This is a genomic window from Citrobacter sp. MGH104, from assembly GCF_001034485.1.
In the GTDB taxonomy this organism is placed as follows: Bacteria; Pseudomonadota; Gammaproteobacteria; order Enterobacterales; family Enterobacteriaceae; genus Citrobacter; species Citrobacter freundii.
In genome coordinates, this window is the sequence record NZ_KQ089818.1 from 3,324,717 (window position 1) to 3,344,531 (window position 19,815).

Genomic DNA, 19,815 nt, shown 5'->3' on the forward strand with positions numbered 1-19,815 from the left:
CCTTAAAATTCATCAGGTCTTTGATAACGAATAAAACAGTTTTCACTACCCGCTTCATGTTCGACAACGGCGTCGATACCAAACCAGGCATGGAGATTTTCGCGGGTAAAAACGGTGCAAGGTTTACCCTGCATCGCCATTTGTCCGGAGGTCATTACGATTATGCGATCGCAGAACATTGCGGCATGATTAAGGTCGTGCAGAGCAGCAATCACCGTGAGCTTTTCACGTTTAACCAGACTCAGCAGGCCAATCTGATGTTGAATGTCGAGATGGTTGGTGGGTTCGTCCATCAGCAACAATTGCGGCTGCTGCGCCAGCGCCCGTGCAATATGCAGGCGCTGTTTTTCTCCCCCGGAAAAGGTATGCCAGCAGCGGTGCTGTAATTCACTGAGATCGACCTTCTCCAGCATCGTTTGTACGATATCGTCATCTTTGGCAGACCAGGGGGTGAGCAGGCTAAGCCAGGGGGTCCGTCCCAGAGAAACGGCTTGTAAAGCGGTAAGCCGCTCGCTGGTTTCAGCCTGTTGTTCGACCAGCGCCACATGTTGTGCAAGATGACGCCGCGAATAGTGCTGGAGCGCTTTTTGCCGCAGAGTGATGTGCCCGGAAGTCGGCTTCAGCAAACCGGCCAGCAGTGAAATCAGTGACGTTTTGCCCGAGCCGTTGGGACCGATGATACCGACAAACTCGCCGGGAGTTACGCGGAGAGAAATATCATCAACAATCGTCTTACCCTTTACCTTCCAACGCAGATTGCAGGCTTCAATAACGGCTTGCGCAGAGGTAACAAGTGGCTGTACGAGGTTTACCGTCATTTGTTCTGGTTTCCTCTTATCAGAATGATTGAAAACGCAGGCGCGCCGACCAAAGCCGTGATTACCCCAATGGGCAGTACCTGGCCGGGTAGTAACGTGCGAGAAATAACATCGGCGACAATGAGGAAAATGGCGCCGGTAAGCGCACTAACCGGCAGCAGTCGATGATGCTGGTTGCCGACCAGCAAACGAGCGGCATGAGGGATCACCAGACCGACAAAGCCGATCGCACCAACAATGGAGACCATAATCGCTGTCATACCGGTGACAGCAGCAATCAGTACTGCGCGAGTACGTTTGACTGGAATGCCCAACGATGCCGCGGATTCAGCGCCAAAGGAGAACGCATCAAGGTGGCGGGCATAACAGAAGCACAGCGCAATACCGACCAGAGCGGTAGGAATAGCTAAGACAACATCGGGCCAGCGTACACCGCTCAAATTGCCTAACAACCAGAACATAATTCCGCGTGCTTGCTCGGCGTTTGCTGAGCGGGTGATGATAAGCGACGTAATCGCATTGAACAGTTGCGAACTGGCGATCCCGGCAAGAATGATTTGGGTTGTAATCCCGCCGCCTTGTTTACCGCCAGCGGCCATCGCCAATAGCGCAACGAACAGAAATGCCGTCAGCGCACCAATGAACGCCCCTAAAGACATACTGATGATGCCAGCCCCCAGTCCCGTGAGCGCAATCAGCACCGCACCGGTAGATGCTCCGGCAGAAATCCCCAGTAGATAAGGTTCGGCGAGCGCATTGCGCAGCAACGACTGCAACACTACGCCGGAAACAGCCAGACAGGCGCCGCAGCTTGCTGAGACCAGTGCTCGGGTCAGGCGGTAGTTCCAGACGATCCCCGCATCCAGTGCATCGACAGGATAGTGGGTATCGAAAAGATGATTTGCCAACGTGCTGAGTACGTGCCGCCAGGGGATAAACGTTTCGCCGATGGAAATCCCCGCCAGCAGTACGCAACACATCAGCGCACTGACCCAAACGGCATGACCACCGACTCTCACCGCAAGCTGACCAACAGCGCGACGCATCCTGCGAGAATCACTCATGATTATCTGCGTTCCTGAGTAACGGAGATGCGCTATACCGTGCCGTGATATAGCGCAAAATGTAGATTAATGAGCAGCCTGCGGATGCGCTAAGCCATATTCAACCAGAGCGTCAGCCAGTTTTTCCACCCCATCAATAGTTCTGATCCCGGCATTCATTGTCTGCACGTCAATGGCCGGCAGATGGTTTTCTTTGACGGCAGGAATCAGTTTGGTGACAGGATCGGACTGGAGGTATTCCATCTTGATCTTCCAGTCATCTGCCGGGAAGCGTCGGCGGCTCATCTCACCGAGCACAATGACAGAAGGGTTAGCTTTAGCGATGGTTTCCCAGCCCACCGTTGGCCACTCTTCAGCAGAATCAATGACATTTTTCACACCCAGCGTTTGGGCTATCCATGCTGCTGGGCCAAACTTCCCGGCAACGTAAGGATCGAGCTGTAAATCGGCGCTTGAGAACCAGAACACGGCAGAAACATTCTTATCCATGCCGGTAATTTTATTTTTTGCTGCTGATTCACGCGCTTTAAGGCTGGCAATCAGCGCTTCGCCTTTATCCTGAACATCAAAAATTTTTGCCAGATCGGCGACTTCCTGATACACCATGGCAATATCAAACATGCCCTTACGAACACCATCACCCCCATCTTCGTTATCCTTAGCACAGTCAGCTGGCGCGGTGTAAACGGGCACCTTCAGTTCACTAAACTGTTCGTATGAGGCAACTGTGCCAGCAGGGCCGATTTGCCACTCAAACTGGCTGGCGACCAGATCTGGTTTTTTAGCCACAATTCCTTCAAAGCTGGGAATATTTTGCGCAATGACGGCAACTTTTTCATTTGCTGCTTTGTAAGCATCCAGTACCGGGCCAAACCACAACGAAGTACCCACGACGCGATCGGCCAGCCCCAGTGAATAGAGAATCTCGGTACTGTTCTGACCCACGGTTGCCACGCGCGTTGGTGCCTGATTAAAGGTAATATCGCGTCCACAGTTTTTAATCGTCAGAGGATATTCGGTTTTTGCCGCGTTAGAAAAACCGGAAGTCAACAGTACAGTGGTTCCAACAATAGCCAGAAGCGTTTTTTTAGAAGAGAAAAATGTAGAATTAGCGTGCATTATCATCGTCCCGTTGATGCCAGAATCTTAAAGTCTGGTCATGGCTCATTTCATTCCATATATCGGGAGGAGACATGAAGATAGATGACATTAAATCGTGAATTTTAAGAATGAAGATATGCAACAAATGCAAATAAGCCTTACTTAGCCAAAATCTTATTCATAAATACACTACTGCTTACGTCAAATAATTCATCCCATGGACCATCCCGTCCACTTAATGGTATACATCGTTGACAGCAGGTCTCCTGACTCACGGTAATCAGAATATCAGCCTTCCCATAAAGACGAGCTTTACAGTGACCTGTGGCTTATTAACCACACAAGGATATTCTGCATCCGCCTACAGTTGCGGGGGCAGTTATGGAATTGAATTGAATAATTCTCACCATATTCCTATTCATATACAAAAATGTAATGAAATGCTGTCAAAAGCGACTCTAACGGCAATTGTTAACGAGGTCAACCGTATGAATAAACAGGGAAAACCTCACACCTTTGGTAAAATTGTTATGTTTTACAATTGGTTATGCTTAAATCCTTTATCTCGGATGTATACATGAAAATAACAATAAAAAGCTAAATGAGAATTGATTGATATTGATCAAACTATAAACACGGTTTTATTTTTTCAATTTAATCATATTGATCGTTATCAATAACGCAGTTAATTAGCGTTGGGTTAATTTAATAATGTGATCTCTGCATATGTACCAATTGCCATTCATCCTGCATATCCATAACGACGCTAAAATCTTTACGCAACCAAAAATGATACCCTCCAGGCAAGAAATGATGAGTATGAAGATATAAGGTTTTATATTTTTGCTGCTGGCAGAACATTTGAGCTAAAGCAAACAACCGGCTTCCGATTCCCTGTCTGCGGTAGCGCGCATCCACGTAGCAACGACAAATTTCTGCCGTTTCAGGCAAATTATAGTGCCCACGTAGCTCAGTGATACGATCATCATATTGACATACCGCAAGTGTAGCGATGAGCTCTTGTTTTTCACTCCATGCGCAAAGTAATAGATTTCTTTCTTGCAAAATATACTGCTGCCTGAGATCGAAGATATCTTCTTCAGCAGCAGGCATGACTCTCCCGGCATTGAAGAACAAATTAAGATGCTTAATAAGGAACGACTGAACAGCAGGTATATCGGCGTGAGTCATCTCACTAAACCTTAATCGGGTCATGGCAGGCATCCAAGCTTAGAGTGGAATACGATAATAACAATAAGACCATTTTCAAAACAATATTGACGCTGCTATGGCTACTCGCGCCAACGCGGTAGTCACCAGCGATTTGGGGGCTAATCTGTTCTTTTATTGTTCTGGGTCTTGCTTTTCCTAACTGTTGCCGGGGCATAGTTTTCCTCTGCATCCTAAGCCTGCAACTCTAACTCTCAGAAATGAGAGGCCGATCCTTTGAGCAGGACTTTTGTCCTCAATCCTCTGCAAACGTCTGGTTACAATCCCTGCATATCTCCAATACCCATAATTCAGGAATTGTTATGACTGCACATATTAATGCTAAAGCGGGTGATTTTGCGCCAACTGTGATTATGCCGGGCGATCCGCTGCGCGCAAAATTTATTGCCGAAAATTATCTTATGGATTACCGCGAAGTTACCAACGTGCGTAATATGCTGGGCTATACCGGTCTTTATTTTGGTCAACCTGTTTCGGTGATGGGACACGGTATGGGTATTCCGTCTATGACGCTATACGCCCATGAGCTGGTACATGATTTTAATGTGAAGAGAATTATTCGCGTCGGTAGCCTGGGGGCAACACAACCGCATGTCAAAATGCGCGACATTATTCTGGCTCTCGCTGCCGGAACGGACTCTGTCACAAATTTAAAACGTAGCGCGGGCTACACGATGGCGACGTCCGCTCACTTCCCATTACTACAACAGGCGTGGATGCTGGCGCAGAAGGCCGGAATCGACATTAAGGTCGGTAATGTTTTCAGTGGCGATCTTTATTACGATCCTGACGAAAACCTCATTCCTGCACTGGAAAAGTTTGGTGTACTGGGTGTGGATATGGAGGTGGCCGGCTTATACGCCTTAGCACACCAATTTAATATTGAAGCACTGGCTATTTTAACGGTGTCCGATCATTGCCTGACAGGCGAAGAAACCACGGCAGAGGAACGACAATTAACTTTTAAAAATATGATTGAGCTGGCGCTAAATACAGCCGTTACGGCTTAGCATTGGCTTTTAATTGAACCAATCAGGGATGTCATTATATGAAGAATAAAATAGCACTTACACTGATTAGTTTTCTGGCAAATTTTATTATGGCGGGGTTTGCCAGTCAGTTTGGAATGCTGATTGAACCGATTGCGGTACGTTACAGTGCTGATGTGAATACCGTTGCCTCGATATTTTCGCTGCTTAACGGTGGGGCATTAGCGGGGACCATCGCCGCCTTTTTCCTGATAGAAAAAATTGGCGTCAAGCGAATGACGTTTATTATCTATTCGATAGTGTTCCTCTGTTCGCTGGCAATGCACTTAAGCCCCGGCTTATGGCCAGTGATGGTTGCCATGACTTTGGTGGGCTTTTGCGGTGGGATTGGCCTGTGTGTGGCAGGAACGATTGTCGTTTCGGTATGGCAGGATCGCATTCAAAGTACAATGTTGGTGGTACAAGACGCCACCTTTAACGTCGCAGGCGTGGTTTTCCCGCTGATCACCACCTACGCCCTGACGCACAATATGTCATGGAGTTACAGCTATCTAAGTGTTGGCATGGTGGCCTTACTTACGTTAGGTGTGGTGGCGCTCACTCGTTTTACTGCCTGTGAAACTGCGTCTGCGGAGGATCGGACAGACGCGGTGAAGTCTGAGTGGAACCCAGGGATTATTAGCGGAGGTATTGGTCTGTTCTTAGGTATGCTGGCGCTGTATACCTTCCTGACCTGGGCACCATTATTTGTGAAGAACAAATTTGGCATTCCTTTTGAAGAAGCCGGTAATATTATTACCCAATACTGGGGAGCGGCGTTGGTTGGGGCGCTAGTATCAACTGTCATTGTTTCTCGAGTGAGGATACATTATTTCCTGTTGAGTATTATTTTGCTCGCTTGCGTTATTACGACCATTATTGTAACGAAAGAAAACATCTCGGGGCTTGATTATCTGGCTTATAGTTACGGATTCGTCTGTGCGGCGCTGTATAACTCCTTTATTGCCTACGGAGTTTCATTTGTGAAGCGCGCAAGTAGTCAGAATGTTTCATATATTTTAATTAGCGGTAGCGCCGGGGCTATGTTTAGTCCAGCGATCAGTGCGCTAATGGAAAAAACAATGGGCTTGCAGAAAATTATGTACGCAATACCAGTATTATATTTAATAATCTTTATCATGTTGATGGGTACATTAAAACTTAAACGTAACAAAGCACAGTAATAACACTTACCTCTCTAATTAGATAGTCAGTCGCCACACCATTTATTTGGTGGGGCGACACTCAACCTTGCTCAAAGGAATTGAAAATGATGAAGAATAAATCAATGATTAAAAAAACAGTTCTGGGCGCAATCGTTGCAATGAGCTGTACGCAAGCGCTTGCTGCTGATTATACCGATGGCAACGTCCGTAAAAATGATTTTAACTGGATGCAGATGAACTTAATGCAAAGTGTGGATGCGAAAGTGCCTTATGGTATTCGTAATGACACTTATCTGGAACTGGAGTTTGGGGCGCGTTCCGGAGTTATCGATCTGTATGGTTATGTCGATTTCTTTGATATTTTTGACCGCAAGCAGGATGACCGCCATGGTGGCGATAACTTTTTCGCCAAGATATCCCCACGTTTTTCCCTGGATGCTATTTTAAATAAAGATTTATCCGTTGGGCCATTTAACGAATTCTATATCGCAACGGTAAATAACATTGGCGACCGGGAATTATTTGAACATTATGTCGGTCTGGGCACAGATGTTAAGGTTCCGTGGTTTGGTCTGGTGGGAATGAACATCTATGCGCATTATGTGCGTGAAAACTACGGTGCGGATAACGAAGGCAAGTGGGATGGCTACATGTTCTCGACCAACTGGTCGACGCCGTTCTATACCTTTGCTAACGGCAGCTACCTGAACTATCAGGGTTACTTTGACTATCAGTTCGCCGCTAACAAGATTGCTAATCAACCGTTATACAGCAATAACGCGATTGAATGGTATAACGGTATCTACTGGCATTCAGAGCATTATGCGGTGGGTTATGGCTTGAAGTATTTCCGCAATATGGCATTGATGGAAAATCACGGCGGAGCAGGGCGCACCACCGGACTCGGTCACTACTTCAACCTTACCTATAAATTCTGATTGCGCTGAACTGACACACCAACCTTCTCTACGGAGATGGTGTGTCAGTCAATGATGTCATTGCCGAGGAAATTACGCAGCCCATCCAGATCCTTAATTTCCAGTCCTTGCTTCGTGCGCGTTACCAGTCCGGCATCCGTCAGGGCTTTAACCGCCCGCCGATAGACCCGATCGGTGGTGCCGAACCGTTCTGCTTCCTGGTATTTTTTATGGAAACCATCCATCGGCTGTTTGTTCTGATGCTGGCGATACAGATCATACGCCACGTTATGAACGATAGGGTAGAGCATCCGGTGCAGGAAGATTTCCAGCATATCCTGATAATCAATCGCCATCGCACTGGCAAAAAATATCGCCAGTCTCGGGTGCTGGTTTAGCGCTTCTTCAAGACGATCACAGCTGCACACCGCCACGGTCAACGGCTCTTCGGCCACGATATCAAGCTGGCAGCGATACCCGGTAAAAAACTCCATTTCACCAAATAGTTGCTCATCACATTCCATTGCGCCCAACTGAAAACGGCGACCATTTTCCGCGCTGTAACGCAGGGAAATTCTGCCTGATTGCACCATGATAAGTCGATCGACTACTTGTCCCTGGCGATAGAGATACTCATCTTCGTGGATCATCTGCGTTTCAGAGAGCAGTTCCTGGAATATCTTCTCAATTAAGGCATCATCTTGCTGCCAGATATTGTGAAAACGACCTTTTGTGAGGGGCTTAAGCTGCATGGCTCAACGTCTTATTGTTTGAGATAATTCTTATCTCTGACTGTATGCTATCTACTGCTTAATGTCATTAAGAGCGCGGGGCGGACAATAAAAGGGCCAGCACCATGCTGGCCCTGACGCACTAAGGATGGCTGATAAAACGGGACAATCGCTGGCGCAGCAGGCGATTTTCCTGACGTAACTGAGCGTTCTCTTCCAGCAACGTCAATGCAACGGCAATCCCTGGCCAGTCAAGTTCCAGCTCCTGACGCAGGCGCATCGCGCGACGCATTACGGTCAGCGCATGATCGTCAAACGTCTCGTCTTCATGGGGTTCTATCACCCCTAAGCCGACAACCTCATGCAGTTCTTCTTCTGACACACCGGTGTACAGACAAAATTCGGTAATGGTAAAAGTGACGGTAACGTTAGCCATTATGCTTTCCCCCACTCTTTGCGCGGATCAAAGGTCTTTTGTGCATCCGCCAGTTGTTGCCACAGGGCGGCACTGGTGTCGTCAGGTTTCGGTGGCATGACGATCTTGATCACCGCATACAAATCGCCGGTATGTTTTTTACTTACCAGACCCTTGCCTTTAATGCGTAACCGCTGACCGGCCTGGCTGCCTGCAGGAATGGTCAGCAGGATGCTCTCTTTCAGCGTCGGAACGGTTACTTTCGCACCCAGCGCAGCTTCCCACGGCGCCAGAGGAACGACAACTTCCAGATCCTGATTAACGATATCGAACAGCGGATGCGGCGCAATATGAATCACCAGCCACAAATCACCGTTCGGCCCACCGTTTTCGCCGGGCGTACCCTGACCTTTCAGACGGATACGCTGGCCGTTACCGACGCCAGCCGGAATTTTCACGTTCAGTGTTTTAGGAATTTCTCGTTCTACCATGCCAAACGCATTGTAGACTGGCAGGTTGTAACTGATAGTGCGGCTATGCTCAGTAAGCGTTTCTTCGAGGAAGACGGCAACTTCTATTTCGATGTCATGCCCGCGGCTGGCAGGGCGCTGGTGCGACTGGTGCGCACGCTGACCAAAAATGGAGGAGAAGATATCGTCGAAATCTTCGGCGCTGTAGCTTTGCCCCTCTCCTTGCTGGAATTGACGGCTGAACTGAGGGTCGTTGCGATGCTGCCACAGTTGGTCGTACTCGGCACGTCGCTGTTCATCACTCAGGACTTCCCAGGCTTCAGCAACCTCTTTAAACCGGGCCTCAGCGTCAGTCTCTTTGCTGACATCAGGATGGTATTTACGGGCGAGTCGACGATAGGCGGTCTTGATTGTCTTGAGATCGTCTGTCGGTTTCACGCCCATAATGGCGTAATAATCCTTTAATTCCATAGCGTTCTCTCGTGTAAATCAACACTTGAAGAAGGTGTACCCCGACAACAGGTAACACCGCTAAGTTTAGGGTAATCCTGATAACGGCGAATGCCAACCGGGAAGAAAGGATATTGGTCTAAATGATGTGATTGCGCACCACCAACAGCGCTTTTGACTGTTGTGTGGTGCGAAAAGTGAGATTAGCGAAATGTCAGGATTTGGTGATCAGATAGCGAACCGTATCCGCGTAGCTCTTCACAAAAGAGTTTAGGTCGTCAGATTTCAGTCCTTTTGGATTGATCATATATTTACCGTTGATAAAAATGGCGGGCACACCGGTTAAATCTACCGCTTTAGCCATTTCTTGTTGTTTTGCGGTCAGGGATTTCACGGCAAAACTGTTCCAGGCGGCATCATAATCACTGGCGCTGACGCCCGCGCTGATAAATACGTTACGAATATCATCCGCTGTTTTAACGGTTTGTTTTTTCTGAACGGCATCAAAAAGCAACGGTTTAACTTTATCTTGTACGTTTAACAGCATGGCGACGGACCAGGCGTGCGTCATGTCTTGCCCCAGCGGACCTAAAAAGTCGACGTGGTATTCGGTGAGTTTGACATCAGCAGGCAGTACTTTTTTCACGTTATCCGTGATTTCAAAAACTTCATCGTACTGATAACAGGAAGGACAGTAAAATGAGAAAAACTTCAGCGCAGCTGGGGCGGAAGCGACGGGTTTTTCCAGGGTGATATACTCTTTACCGTCGGTAAATGATGCTGCCTGAGCGCTAACTGTAAAAAGTAACCCAATCAGGGGTAATAAATATTTTTTCATTTCCATATACTCTAAATAACATTTGATAAACAAATTATCTGCTAATGAATACGTTATTCATTGCGTATGGATATAATAAGGAAATCCCCTGAAAATGCGCTGACCCTTACTTTCATTTACGCATCAGTACGTGGTGGGCATTATTTGTGTGCTGACATTGAAATATTCTCTGGCATTCTTCGTAAATAGTGAATAATAACTTCCGTGATATTTTTAGGGGTGTTTTTAGCAATGTTATAGTGTAATAAACAAAGACGAAAATATGATTAATTATCATTTCGCCTTTAAAGCGTGAATGGCAAGGTGTTTCGCTAAGTTCTGCAAATACCCCTGTAGATTGTCTTTTTCTTGTCGCGCGTGAATGAATAGGGTAAGTGTCAGAGATGAGCAACCCAAATGGATATCACTATGATCGACCACCTGGATCACCTGGTACTAACCACCAATCATGAAGAGGCTTGCGTTCGTTTTTATGTCGAGCTTTTAGGCATGAGGTTGGAAACTTTCGCACAAGGTCGGAAAGCCTTCGTCTTTGGCAATCAGAAAATCAATCTCCATATTCGGGGAAAAGAGTTTGAACCTAAAGCCTACGCGCCAACGCCGGGGGCGCTGGATTTGTGTTTTATCACCACGCGTACCCTGGAAGAGGTGACAGAGACGTTTCAAACCCACGGAGTTGAGATTATTGAAGGGCCCGTTGCACGAACCGGCGCGACAGGACCGATTCGCTCGGTTTATGTCAGGGATCCCGATCTCAATCTGATTGAAATCGCGGTATATCCAGCAGATGGAAGGACATAACTTTACAGCGTAAAGGTTGCCAAAAACCGGCGAGTGGTTAAGATAACTCGCATCAATGAGTGAGGGTATAATGGCGAAACGTCAACGGATGGGATGGTTGTTCCTCTGTCTGGCATGTGTTGTGGTGATGGTTTGCACCGCACAACGCATGGCGGGCCTGCACGCGTTGCAGATGGATACCGCCGTTATAAGCGTTGTCGCCAGCGCACAAGTGCAGACCGATGAAACCTCACCCGTTACCCCTTGTGAACTGAGCGCGAAGTCATTACTGGCTGCGCCACCCGTACTGTTTGAAGGTGCTATTCTGGTGCTGTGCCTGCTGCTGTCGTTGCTGGCGCCAGTGCGGGCGTTTCGTCTACCTTTTTTCCCACCGCGAGCCATCTCGCCGCCCACTCTCCGGGTGCATCTCCGATTTTGCGTCTTCCGTGAATGACAGAACAGCCGTTGCTGACTGTTAGATAATTATTCACGGAGAAAAACTATGATGACTGTTTTCAGGCAGACGCTGCTCTGTCTGTTATTGCTATGGCTGCCCGTATCCTGGGCGGCTGAACCCGGCTGGCTGCGTTCACCCGATAACGATCACGCCAGCGTGCGGTTACGCGCTGATACGTCCGCTGGCGGTGAAACCCGTCTGTTGTTGGATGTCAAACTGGAGGACGGCTGGAAAACCTACTGGCGTTCTCCGGGCGAGGGGGGCGTTGCGCCTGCTATCGCCTGGAAAGAGGAAATGCCTGCGGTCGACTGGTTCTGGCCAACCCCTGCTCGTTTTGAGGTCGCCAATATTACTACCCAGGGGTATCACGATAAGGTGACGTTCCCGATGGTGGTGCGCGGTAGAGCGCCCGCCACGCTCAGCGGCGTTTTGACGCTATCCACCTGTAGCAACGTTTGCCTGTTGACGGATTTTCCTTTTTCCGTGACGGCCACAGCCCAGGACCCGACTTTTGCACATGACTATGCTCAGGCGATGGGACAGATCCCACTTGCCAGCGGCCTGACCGATGCTCTGAGCGCCGGTGCACGGGCGGGAGAGTTAGTCGTCGAGGCTCACCGTGCGGGAGGCTGGACTGCACCAGGGCTGTATCTGGATGCTGTTGATGATGCGGATTTTGGCATGCCGCAAATCCATGTTGAGGGGGAGACATTACGCGCCACGGTACCTGTACATGACGGTTGGGGAGAAGGCGCGCCGGATCTGCGTGGTAAGTCAGTCACCCTGGTGCTGGCAGATAACGGTGTTGCCCAGGAAAGTCGTCTTGCGATTGGCGAAGCCCCGGTTGTTGAGAACGCCTCACTCCCACTGTGGCAAGTGGTGCTAATGGCGCTGCTGGGCGGTTTGATCCTCAATCTGATGCCCTGTGTGTTACCGGTTCTGGGCATGAAGCTGGGCTCGATTTTGCTGGTCGAGGAAAAAAGTCGTCGCCAGGTCCGTCGTCAGTTCCTCGCATCGGTAGCCGGAATACTTGTCTCATTTATGGCTCTGGCTCTATTGATGACGGTGCTGCGTTTAACCAATCAGGCGCTTGGCTGGGGGATCCAGTTTCAGAATCCATGGTTCATTGGCGTGATGGTACTGGTGATGCTGACGTTCAGCGCCAGCCTGTTCGGGTGGTTTGAATTCCGACTCCCTTCTGCGATGACTACCACGCTGGCGACTCACGGCGGCAACGGTCTGTCGGGACATTTCTGGCAAGGTGCATTTGCGACGCTGCTTGCTACGCCGTGCAGTGCCCCGTTCCTTGGAACGGCGGTGGCGGTGGCATTGACCGCTTCGCTGCCGACATTGTGGGGATTGTTTATCGCACTTGGGCTGGGAATGAGCTTACCGTGGCTGCTGGTGGCTCTGCGTCCCGGTCTGGCGCTGCGTTTGCCGCGGCCAGGACGCTGGATGAATATGTTGCGGCGTCTGCTCGGCGTGATGATGCTGGGTTCCGCTATCTGGCTTGCGACGTTGCTGCTCCCGCATTTCGGGTTCGTAGGGCAAAGCACCGGCAAAGAGAGCGTGAACTGGCAACCGCTAAGCGAGCAAGCTATTGAGGATGCGCTGGCGCAACATAAGCGCGTGTTCATTGACGTCACAGCAGACTGGTGCATCACCTGTAAGGTAAACAAGTTCAACGTCTTGCATAAAGATGACGTACAGGCCGCATTGCAACAGCCGGATGTGGTGGCGCTGCGCGGCGACTGGACACTCCCTTCTGAAGTCATTACCGAATTTCTAAAAAAACGCGGCCAGGTTGCTGTGCCGTATAACCAAATTTATGGCCCCGGTCTGCCGGAAGGCCAGGTGTTACCCACGTTGTTAACCCGCGATGCGGTACTGCAAACGTTGAACGATGCCAAAGGAGTTACCCCATGAAGATGATGATTGTTCTGCTGTTAACCCTGTTTTCTGCCGTCAGTATCGCGAAAGAACCTGCGCCGTTTACCCCGGAACAGGAAAAGCAAATTGAAGCATTAATTCAGGAAGCCCTGTTTAACGATCCCAACAGCCCGAGGATTGGCTCAAAGCAGGCAAAACTGACCCTGATAAACTTCACCGATTACAACTGCCCATACTGCAAGCAGTTGGATCCAATGCTGGAAAAAATTGTGCAGAAATATCCTGACGTGGCGGTAGTGATCAAACCGTTGCCGTTTAAAGGTGAAAGCTCGGAACTGGCGGCGCGGACCGTGCTGACGACATGGCATGAGCATCCGCAGCAGTTTCTGGCGCTACATGAAAAACTGATGCAGAAGAAGGGCTACCATACAGATGTCAGTATCAAACAGGCGCAGGAAAAAGCGGGGGCCAGTCCGGTGACGCTGGACGCCCAAAGTGCTGAAACGCTGAGCACTAACCTGCAACTGGCGCGACTGGTGGGTGTACAGGGAACCCCCGCAACGATCATTGGCGATGAACTTATTCCCGGTGCGGTGCCGTGGGAAACGCTTGAGGAAGTGGTAAAAGAAAAACTGGCGGCGGCCAATGCTCAGTAAACTGCGCCGCTGGCTGCGCGAAGGGCTGATCTTACTGGCTCTGTTGGCGGGGGCGATGCTGCTGATGGATGCCTGGCGCGCGCCGCAGCTCCCTGCCTCTTTTGACAGTACGCCTTTACAAACGTTGGATGGTGAAACCGTCACGCTGGCGGCGCTCAGCAAAGACGAGCCAGTGTTGCTTTATTTCTGGGCGAGCTGGTGCGGCGTATGCCGCTTCACAACGCCGGAAGTCGCCAGGCTGCGCTCGGAAGGGGAAAATGTGATGACCATTGCGTTACGCTCCGGAAATGAAGCTGAGGTATCTCGCTGGCTGTTGCGTAAAGGCGTGGAATTTCCGGTCATCAATGATGCGAATGGGGCTATTTCCCACAGTTGGGCGATTAGCGTCACGCCCACGTTGGTGGTGATGTCAGAAGGTCGGATGGTATCAACCACCAGCGGCTGGACCAGCTACTGGGGCATGAAACTTCGGCTGTGGTGGGCGAAAATATTCTGATATTTGTGCCGGGGGAACCCGGCATTCTTTTACGATAAAAAGGTAAGAAAAACATGTTGTTATGATATTTGATCCTAAAGCTACACACTAATAGTTATATATTTTTGATTTTTTTCTGTAGTTGCAAATTCACAAGGATAATGGCATATCTGATGATGTTTTAAATATCTTATTTCTCGCAGGGATTATAGAATAATGCGCAAGGGTAAAGTTATTGTTATATCAATGATGTTTTTTTGTATCCTTATTTTTATTGCTGCTATTGTCTGGTTTATGATGTATCAGGGGGAACTCACTGAACCTACCAGTGAAGAGAAATATGCCGCCATTCTGCATGCTTCAGGCCTGTTGAAATCAGATGAGCACGATAAAAAAACAATTAAAAATTTGTATCAACGTTATATTCTAGCGCGTAAGGTTAATCTGGATTCCGGTGAATGGGTAGCTGATGACGTCCAGACGCAGGGATGTAAAAAACTCGCTCCGGAACATGATCCCGCGAAGATCCATCAGCGCTGTACTATTGCAGATGTATATCTTGTAAAAGATAAAAGTAATAAAATTCAACAAATTATACTCCCTGTTTTCGGTGAGGGTGCGAAGTCAATGATGTATGCCTTTCTGGCTCTTGACCCAGACGGACGTACGGTTAAAAACCTGTATTACTATCAGCAGCGGGAAACTCCTTTTTTGGGAGCCAGAGTGGAAGATGAAAGTTGGCGCAAGCAATGGCCGGGTAAAAAAGTGGTTGATAATAACTTGATGCCAGCGCTAAGAATAACTCAGGAGAAACCAGAGAATATCGATGAATATACAGTGGATGGTATTTCTGGCGCGACCCTGACATCGAATGGGGTTGAGAGAAGCATCAACTACTGGACAGGCGAACAGGGTTACGGCCGTTTTTTGCAACGGATTACTCGTGGTCCTGATATAATAGTTCCCTGATCACTTTTGTCTTAAATAACGTTTATCTTCATACTCACTGTTGGCCTCATTTGCGTCAGTGAGTATGGGGCAACTCTATTCCATATCACCGATAAATTCTCCTGTATTGACGGCATCACTAATCAATCCCAAATGTCTCAGTTTCGTATTCATCACATTTTCATGAGATAAATTTACATAACTTGTTACCCGTTGACATTTTTATGATCCAGGTCATGTACAACGCAAGCTAAAATCGATAATGATAATAATTATCATTTGTATTTTACGGGATGCGTACCGTGCGTAAGTTCTGTGTTTTCCTGCTGACCACTTTGTGTAGCTTGCTTGTAAGCCTTCATGTATGGGCCGCAACAAACTATGCTTCATTCATTGAGGATATTGAGCAACGTCTTGATAAAACAGCAGAACTTTACTCTCAGCAACAAACTGATGAAGCGCGGCGAACGGTGCAAATGGCCTACTTTGAGGTATTTGAAAACCTTGAAGGTCCTATTCGAATCAACATTTCCGCCAGCAAAAGTTATGAAATGGAAAGCGCTTTTGGTGAGATCCGTCGCATGATTGGCGCAAAAAAATCGCTCTCTGACGTGCAGTCTAAAATCGACTGGCTCAAAGCCTCGCTGCGCGAAGTTGAACCTGTGTTAGATGGCGGACATCGCCTGGTTGCCGAAGAGCAGCACAATACGTTTTCCAGGACAGATATCGCCGTACACTGGCAAGAGAGTTTTCGCGTTATCGACGATTTGTTGGCCCAGGCAGTAAATAACTATCAGGCCGGGAATTTAAGCGTAGCCAGCCAAAACGTTCAACAAGCGCACTATCAGGGTTTTAAAAACTCAGAGATGGAAATGTCGGTCAGACAGAATCGATCGGCAAAAGACGCTGCTGCGATTAACCAGCAATTTTCTGCGTTGATTGCGCTCACCGCAGAGCCAGATCGCCTTAATAATGTCTCTTATCAGGTCACTACGTTGTTACAGGATATTGAGGATCTTCTGCCTGGTTTGCCTACTACCCGTGACGAACAGCAGGTCACGGCGGTGCAAAATACGGGGAATACGCCCACGGCACAGGATGATATAGCCCGCGCAGACTGGGCTGCCGTCTCGTTGGGTATCCATCAAAGTATTCAGAAAGCGATTGCCCGTTACCAGGAGGGCGATGCGAAGAATGCCATTCTGGATGTGCAAGACAGTTATTTTGACCGCTTTGAAGCTAGCGGTATGGAAAACAAAATCGGTTCTCGCGATTCGGCGTTTAAAACCTCGCTGGAGGCTTACTTCACGCGTCTGGTTAGTCTGATGAAAGCGGGTCAGCCAGTGGAAAGACTCAACGCCGAAGCCAGCGCACTGGAGCAGGATTTACAAAAAGCGGTGGTGATGTTGGGAGAAGGAGAAGAAACCCAGTGGAGCCTGCTGCTCTACAGCCTGATGATCATTGTCCGCGAAGGACTGGAGGCCCTGCTTATTGTGGCGGCCATCGTGGCTTATATGGTGAAAAACAATCACCAGGATAAGCTTCCGTTAATTCGCCAGTCGGTGATTGTTGCATTATTCGCCAGCGTCATTACCGCTGTGATATTCCAACTCCTGTTCACGAATTCCGGCGCCAGCCGAGAACTGCTGGAAGGCGTAACGATGCTGATTGCCGTCGTCATGCTGTTCTTCATGAGCTACTGGTTACTGTCTAAAGTCGAGGCTCGCCACTGGAAAGCATGGCTGGAAGGGAAACTGTCCCACTCACTTTCCCGTGGTTCACTGGTTGGATTGTGGCTTACCAGTTTCCTGGCGGTTTACCGCGAAGGGGCGGAGACCGTGCTGTTTTACTACGCCCTGATCGGGGATGCGAATGATATTTCTGGGCATATGGCGATTGCGGCAGGTTTTGTTATCGGCTGTGTTGTTCTGCTGGTCGCCTGGCTCATTATGCGCTACTCGGTTGTACGCCTGCCTTTGAAGCCGTTCTTTATGTTTACCGGCAGTTTTATGTACCTGATGGCCTTTGTATTTGCGGGCAAAGGGGTTCTGGAACTGGTGGAAGGCAAGCTGTTCCAGCCAACGTTGATTAACGGCTTCCCCGAAATCAGTTGGTTGGGAATTTATCCCTACGTGGAAACGTTATTACCGCAGGCCATATTGCTACTTGCGGCGCTGGCGGCGCTGTGGGTGATGCGGAGGAAAAGCACTGTTCCTGGGGAAACGATAAAAACTAATCTATAGCTGTTATTTGAGACGAGAGGATATGTCTGATGACCATGAAGAAAACCCTGATTGCCAGTGCAGTGATGGCCGGTATTTTCACTGCTCCGGCAGCGTTTGCCTTTAAGGAGTATCCGGCAGGTGAGCCTGTCACCATGAATGAGATGGAACTGGCCGCTGTTTACCTGCAGCCAATCGATATGGAACCGCGTGGCATGGGATTACCGGCAGCAAAAGCCGATATTCACCTTGAGGCGGATATTCATGCCGTGGAAGGCAGTAAAAATGGTTTTGGCGCAGGCGAGTGGATCCCTTATCTGACTATCAGTTACACCTTGATTAACAGTGATACGGGTGAAAAACAAGAAGGTACGTTCATGCCGATGGTTGCCAGCGATGGCCCTCATTACGGTGCGAACATCAAAATGATGGGGGTGGGTAACTATAAAGTGACCTATCACATCGAACCGCCGTCAAAAGCAGGTATGCACCGTCATACAGACAGTGAGACCGGCGTTGGTCGTTGGTGGAAACCATTTGACGTGAGTTATGAATTTAAATACGTCGGCCTGAACTAAGCGCTTTTCCATCAGGCTGCTTGATTTGCCATTTTGGACCGGGCAGTGCTCACAATCTTACGTACGAAGTGTACCCACGATTTGTTTTGCGCTGCTCATGTCTTAACTGACCGCGAACTTATCCCCCTGATGGGCTGGCTCTAAATTATCGATGTACCTGGATAGTTACATCATTCAATCCGCCGTACAGAGTCGATGTTATGAGTTATTTTTTTGTCACGACGCTACAGGTTTTTTTCTGCATTGCGCTGCTCTCCGGGGTTCTCTGGAGTCGCATCGATCCCCCTTCTTTGCGCCCACTCGTCTGGACCTTACTCACAGGTTTAATCGTTGGCGTGCTGGTGGGACTGACCCTCCGTGGCTCGCAGCCAGTGCAATTGTTGCTGGTTGGCACAGAAGTGATGATTACGCTGCTGTTTGTGTTGAGCTTCTGGTGGGTATCAAAGCGCATTCGCTACCTGTGGCAGGGGATTTTGGTGTTTGGCGCAGCCCGACATTGGGCTTTGGATCCCAATCTCGGCGGATTAACCAGCACCCATGTGCTAAATACCGATCTGCTGTTGAATCTGACGGCAATGCTATTGGCATTTGCGATCCTCTGCCTGGTTGGGGTACTGAGCGCCATGCTGTTGCGTCGTATTCGTGGACTCTACTGGCCGTTGACGCTGATTCTGATGGTCATGATTTGGCTGCCATTAAGCGGTAATTTGTTGCTACTGCTAATGAAACTGCAGGTGCTACCGCTGGCGAAATCGCTATTGAGTTTCGTGGCCAAAGTGACAAACAACGCGGCGATGTATAACTGGTTGGGGGCCGCCCTATTACTTGCTCTGGCACTGTGCTGGGTACCGGCGTTGTTATGCGCGTTCCGCCAGACGCGTAAAGCCGATGAGCCGATTGCTTATCGACTGGCGCTGGCGCATCGTCGAAATGCGTTTCGTCTTTGGCTGGTCACGCTAGGTTGTGCGGTGGTGGTGATCGCCGGACAACTGTGGTGGGAAAAAGTCGCCTCTCAACCGCCGCAGTTGTCAGAAGCCATTCCGGTACAACTTGCCAGTGATGGCATGGTTCATCTGCCAATAGAACGACTCCGTGATGGCAAGCTGCACCGCTTTGTTTGGGTGGCTGATGATGGTAAAGCGGTACGTTTTTTCGTGATTAACCGTTATCCCGACAAGTTGCGTTTGGGGGTAGTTTTTGATGCCTGTCTACTGTGCGGCGATCAGGGTTACGTGATGGAAGGTAATCAGGTTATCTGCGTGGCATGCGGGGTACACATTTTCATTCCTTCGATTGGTAAACCTGGTGGTTGCAATCCTGTGCCAATTGAAAACTGGCGTAATGATGAGAAAGAGCTGGTGATCCCAGGTAAAGAGCTGGCTGCTGGCGTGAATTACTTCTCGACGGTCATGACCATCAAGGTGACCGACCCGGTTGATGGTTCCACATTGACCAATACTTCTGCTGACTACAAATACAGCTATGGTGGCAAAACCTGGTTTTTTTCGTCCGAGGCCAATTACGATCGCTTCCGTAAAACCCCGGAACAGTTCGTCCCTGCTGAATTGAGGGAGGAGTAAC

The 19,815-nt window shown here is 49.0% G+C and carries 20 protein-coding genes and 1 riboswitch; of the genes, 12 read left to right on the top strand and 8 right to left on the bottom strand.

The window, feature by feature from the left end:
- Positions 1–2: 2 nt before the first annotated feature.
- From SK34_RS15570 to SK34_RS15585, 4 genes are all read right to left on the bottom strand, one after another.
- Positions 3–818 (bottom strand): ABC transporter ATP-binding protein, encoded by an 816-nt coding sequence (locus SK34_RS15570; protein WP_048233415.1) that lies wholly within the window; start codon positions 816–818, stop codon positions 3–5.
- Positions 815–1,882: a FecCD family ABC transporter permease gene (locus SK34_RS15575; protein WP_003836829.1), complete on the bottom strand. Its 1,068-nt coding sequence runs from the start codon at positions 1,880–1,882 to the stop codon at positions 815–817. The genes SK34_RS15570 and SK34_RS15575 overlap by 4 nt, the downstream gene beginning before the upstream one ends.
- A 66-nt stretch (positions 1,883–1,948) precedes the next feature.
- Positions 1,949–3,001 carry an ABC transporter substrate-binding protein gene (locus tag SK34_RS15580; protein WP_003035934.1) on the bottom strand — a complete coding sequence of 351 codons (1,053 nt, stop codon included), beginning with the start codon at positions 2,999–3,001 and terminating at the stop codon, positions 1,949–1,951.
- Positions 3,002–3,222: 221 nt separating this feature from the next.
- A riboswitch (cobalamin riboswitch) is annotated at positions 3,223–3,446 on the bottom strand.
- Between the two features lie 242 nt (positions 3,447–3,688).
- Complete coding sequence (locus SK34_RS15585) at positions 3,689–4,198, bottom strand: GNAT family N-acetyltransferase (RefSeq protein ID WP_008320248.1); 510 nt, start codon at positions 4,196–4,198, stop codon at positions 3,689–3,691.
- A gap of 317 nt (positions 4,199–4,515) precedes the next feature.
- Here SK34_RS15585 and deoD point away from each other — a divergent pair, with 317 nt between their 5' ends.
- The 3 genes from deoD (at position 4,516) to SK34_RS15600 (ending at position 7,345) form a co-directional block, all read left to right on the top strand.
- Positions 4,516–5,223 carry a purine-nucleoside phosphorylase gene (gene deoD / locus SK34_RS15590; protein WP_003035940.1) on the top strand — a complete coding sequence of 236 codons (708 nt, stop codon included), beginning with the start codon at positions 4,516–4,518 and terminating at the stop codon, positions 5,221–5,223.
- Positions 5,224–5,261: 38 nt separating this feature from the next.
- Positions 5,262–6,425, top strand: a complete 1,164-nt coding sequence (gene tsgA / locus SK34_RS15595; protein WP_016149894.1) for an MFS transporter TsgA — start codon at positions 5,262–5,264, stop codon at positions 6,423–6,425.
- Positions 6,426–6,511: 86 nt separating this feature from the next.
- Positions 6,512–7,345, top strand: a complete 834-nt coding sequence (locus SK34_RS15600; RefSeq protein WP_003846871.1) for a nucleoside-specific channel-forming Tsx family protein — start codon at positions 6,512–6,514, stop codon at positions 7,343–7,345.
- Positions 7,346–7,389: 44 nt separating this feature from the next.
- Here SK34_RS15600 and SK34_RS15605 read toward each other — a convergent pair whose 3' ends face one another.
- From SK34_RS15605 to dsbA, 4 genes are all read right to left on the bottom strand, one after another.
- Complete coding sequence (locus SK34_RS15605) at positions 7,390–8,076, bottom strand: Crp/Fnr family transcriptional regulator (protein ID WP_044712495.1); 687 nt, start codon at positions 8,074–8,076, stop codon at positions 7,390–7,392.
- 121 nt (positions 8,077–8,197) lie between these two features.
- Positions 8,198–8,491: a chaperone modulator CbpM gene (gene cbpM / locus SK34_RS15610; RefSeq protein WP_003836827.1), complete on the bottom strand. Its 294-nt coding sequence runs from the start codon at positions 8,489–8,491 to the stop codon at positions 8,198–8,200.
- The gene (cbpA, locus tag SK34_RS15615; protein ID WP_044712494.1) at positions 8,491–9,411 is read right to left on the bottom strand and encodes a curved DNA-binding protein; all 921 of its coding nucleotides are present in this window, start codon (positions 9,409–9,411) and stop codon (positions 8,491–8,493) included. The genes cbpM and cbpA overlap by 1 nt, the downstream gene beginning before the upstream one ends.
- A 193-nt stretch (positions 9,412–9,604) precedes the next feature.
- Positions 9,605–10,228, bottom strand: a complete 624-nt coding sequence (gene dsbA / locus SK34_RS15620; protein ID WP_003035960.1) for a thiol:disulfide interchange protein DsbA — start codon at positions 10,226–10,228, stop codon at positions 9,605–9,607.
- A 396-nt stretch (positions 10,229–10,624) separates the two neighbouring features.
- On the opposite strand from dsbA, the gene SK34_RS15625 reads away from it, so the two are divergent.
- From SK34_RS15625 to SK34_RS15665, 9 genes are all read left to right on the top strand, one after another.
- The gene (locus tag SK34_RS15625; protein WP_003846865.1) at positions 10,625–11,029 is read left to right on the top strand and encodes a VOC family protein; all 405 of its coding nucleotides are present in this window, start codon (positions 10,625–10,627) and stop codon (positions 11,027–11,029) included.
- Between the two features lie 70 nt (positions 11,030–11,099).
- On the top strand, positions 11,100–11,462 hold the full coding sequence (locus SK34_RS15630; RefSeq protein WP_044712491.1) for a hypothetical protein: 363 nt from the start codon (positions 11,100–11,102) through the stop codon (positions 11,460–11,462).
- 48 nt (positions 11,463–11,510) lie between these two features.
- Positions 11,511–13,391, top strand: a complete 1,881-nt coding sequence (locus tag SK34_RS15635) for a protein-disulfide reductase DsbD family protein (protein ID WP_048233417.1) — start codon at positions 11,511–11,513, stop codon at positions 13,389–13,391.
- Entirely contained in the window at positions 13,388–14,011 is a 624-nt protein-coding gene (locus SK34_RS15640; RefSeq protein ID WP_044712489.1) for a DsbA family protein, read from the top strand. The genes SK34_RS15635 and SK34_RS15640 overlap by 4 nt, the downstream gene beginning before the upstream one ends.
- Positions 14,001–14,507: a protein disulfide oxidoreductase gene (locus SK34_RS15645; RefSeq protein WP_048233420.1), complete on the top strand. Its 507-nt coding sequence runs from the start codon at positions 14,001–14,003 to the stop codon at positions 14,505–14,507. Before SK34_RS15640 ends, SK34_RS15645 begins: the two co-directional genes overlap by 11 nt.
- 195 nt (positions 14,508–14,702) lie before the next feature.
- Positions 14,703–15,455 (top strand): NADH:ubiquinone reductase (Na(+)-transporting) subunit C, encoded by a 753-nt coding sequence (gene nqrC / locus SK34_RS15650; protein ID WP_003836822.1) that lies wholly within the window; start codon positions 14,703–14,705, stop codon positions 15,453–15,455.
- 272 nt (positions 15,456–15,727) lie between these two features.
- Positions 15,728–17,677, top strand: a complete 1,950-nt coding sequence (locus SK34_RS15655) for an FTR1 family iron permease (protein ID WP_048233421.1) — start codon at positions 15,728–15,730, stop codon at positions 17,675–17,677.
- A gap of 29 nt (positions 17,678–17,706) precedes the next feature.
- On the top strand, positions 17,707–18,234 hold the full coding sequence (locus tag SK34_RS15660) for an iron transporter (protein ID WP_003035987.1): 528 nt from the start codon (positions 17,707–17,709) through the stop codon (positions 18,232–18,234).
- A gap of 200 nt (positions 18,235–18,434) precedes the next feature.
- A complete protein-coding gene (locus SK34_RS15665; RefSeq protein WP_016149897.1) occupies positions 18,435–19,814 on the top strand; it encodes a Fe-S-containing protein in 1,380 nt (459 codons plus the stop codon).
- Position 19,815 lies beyond the last annotated feature (1 nt).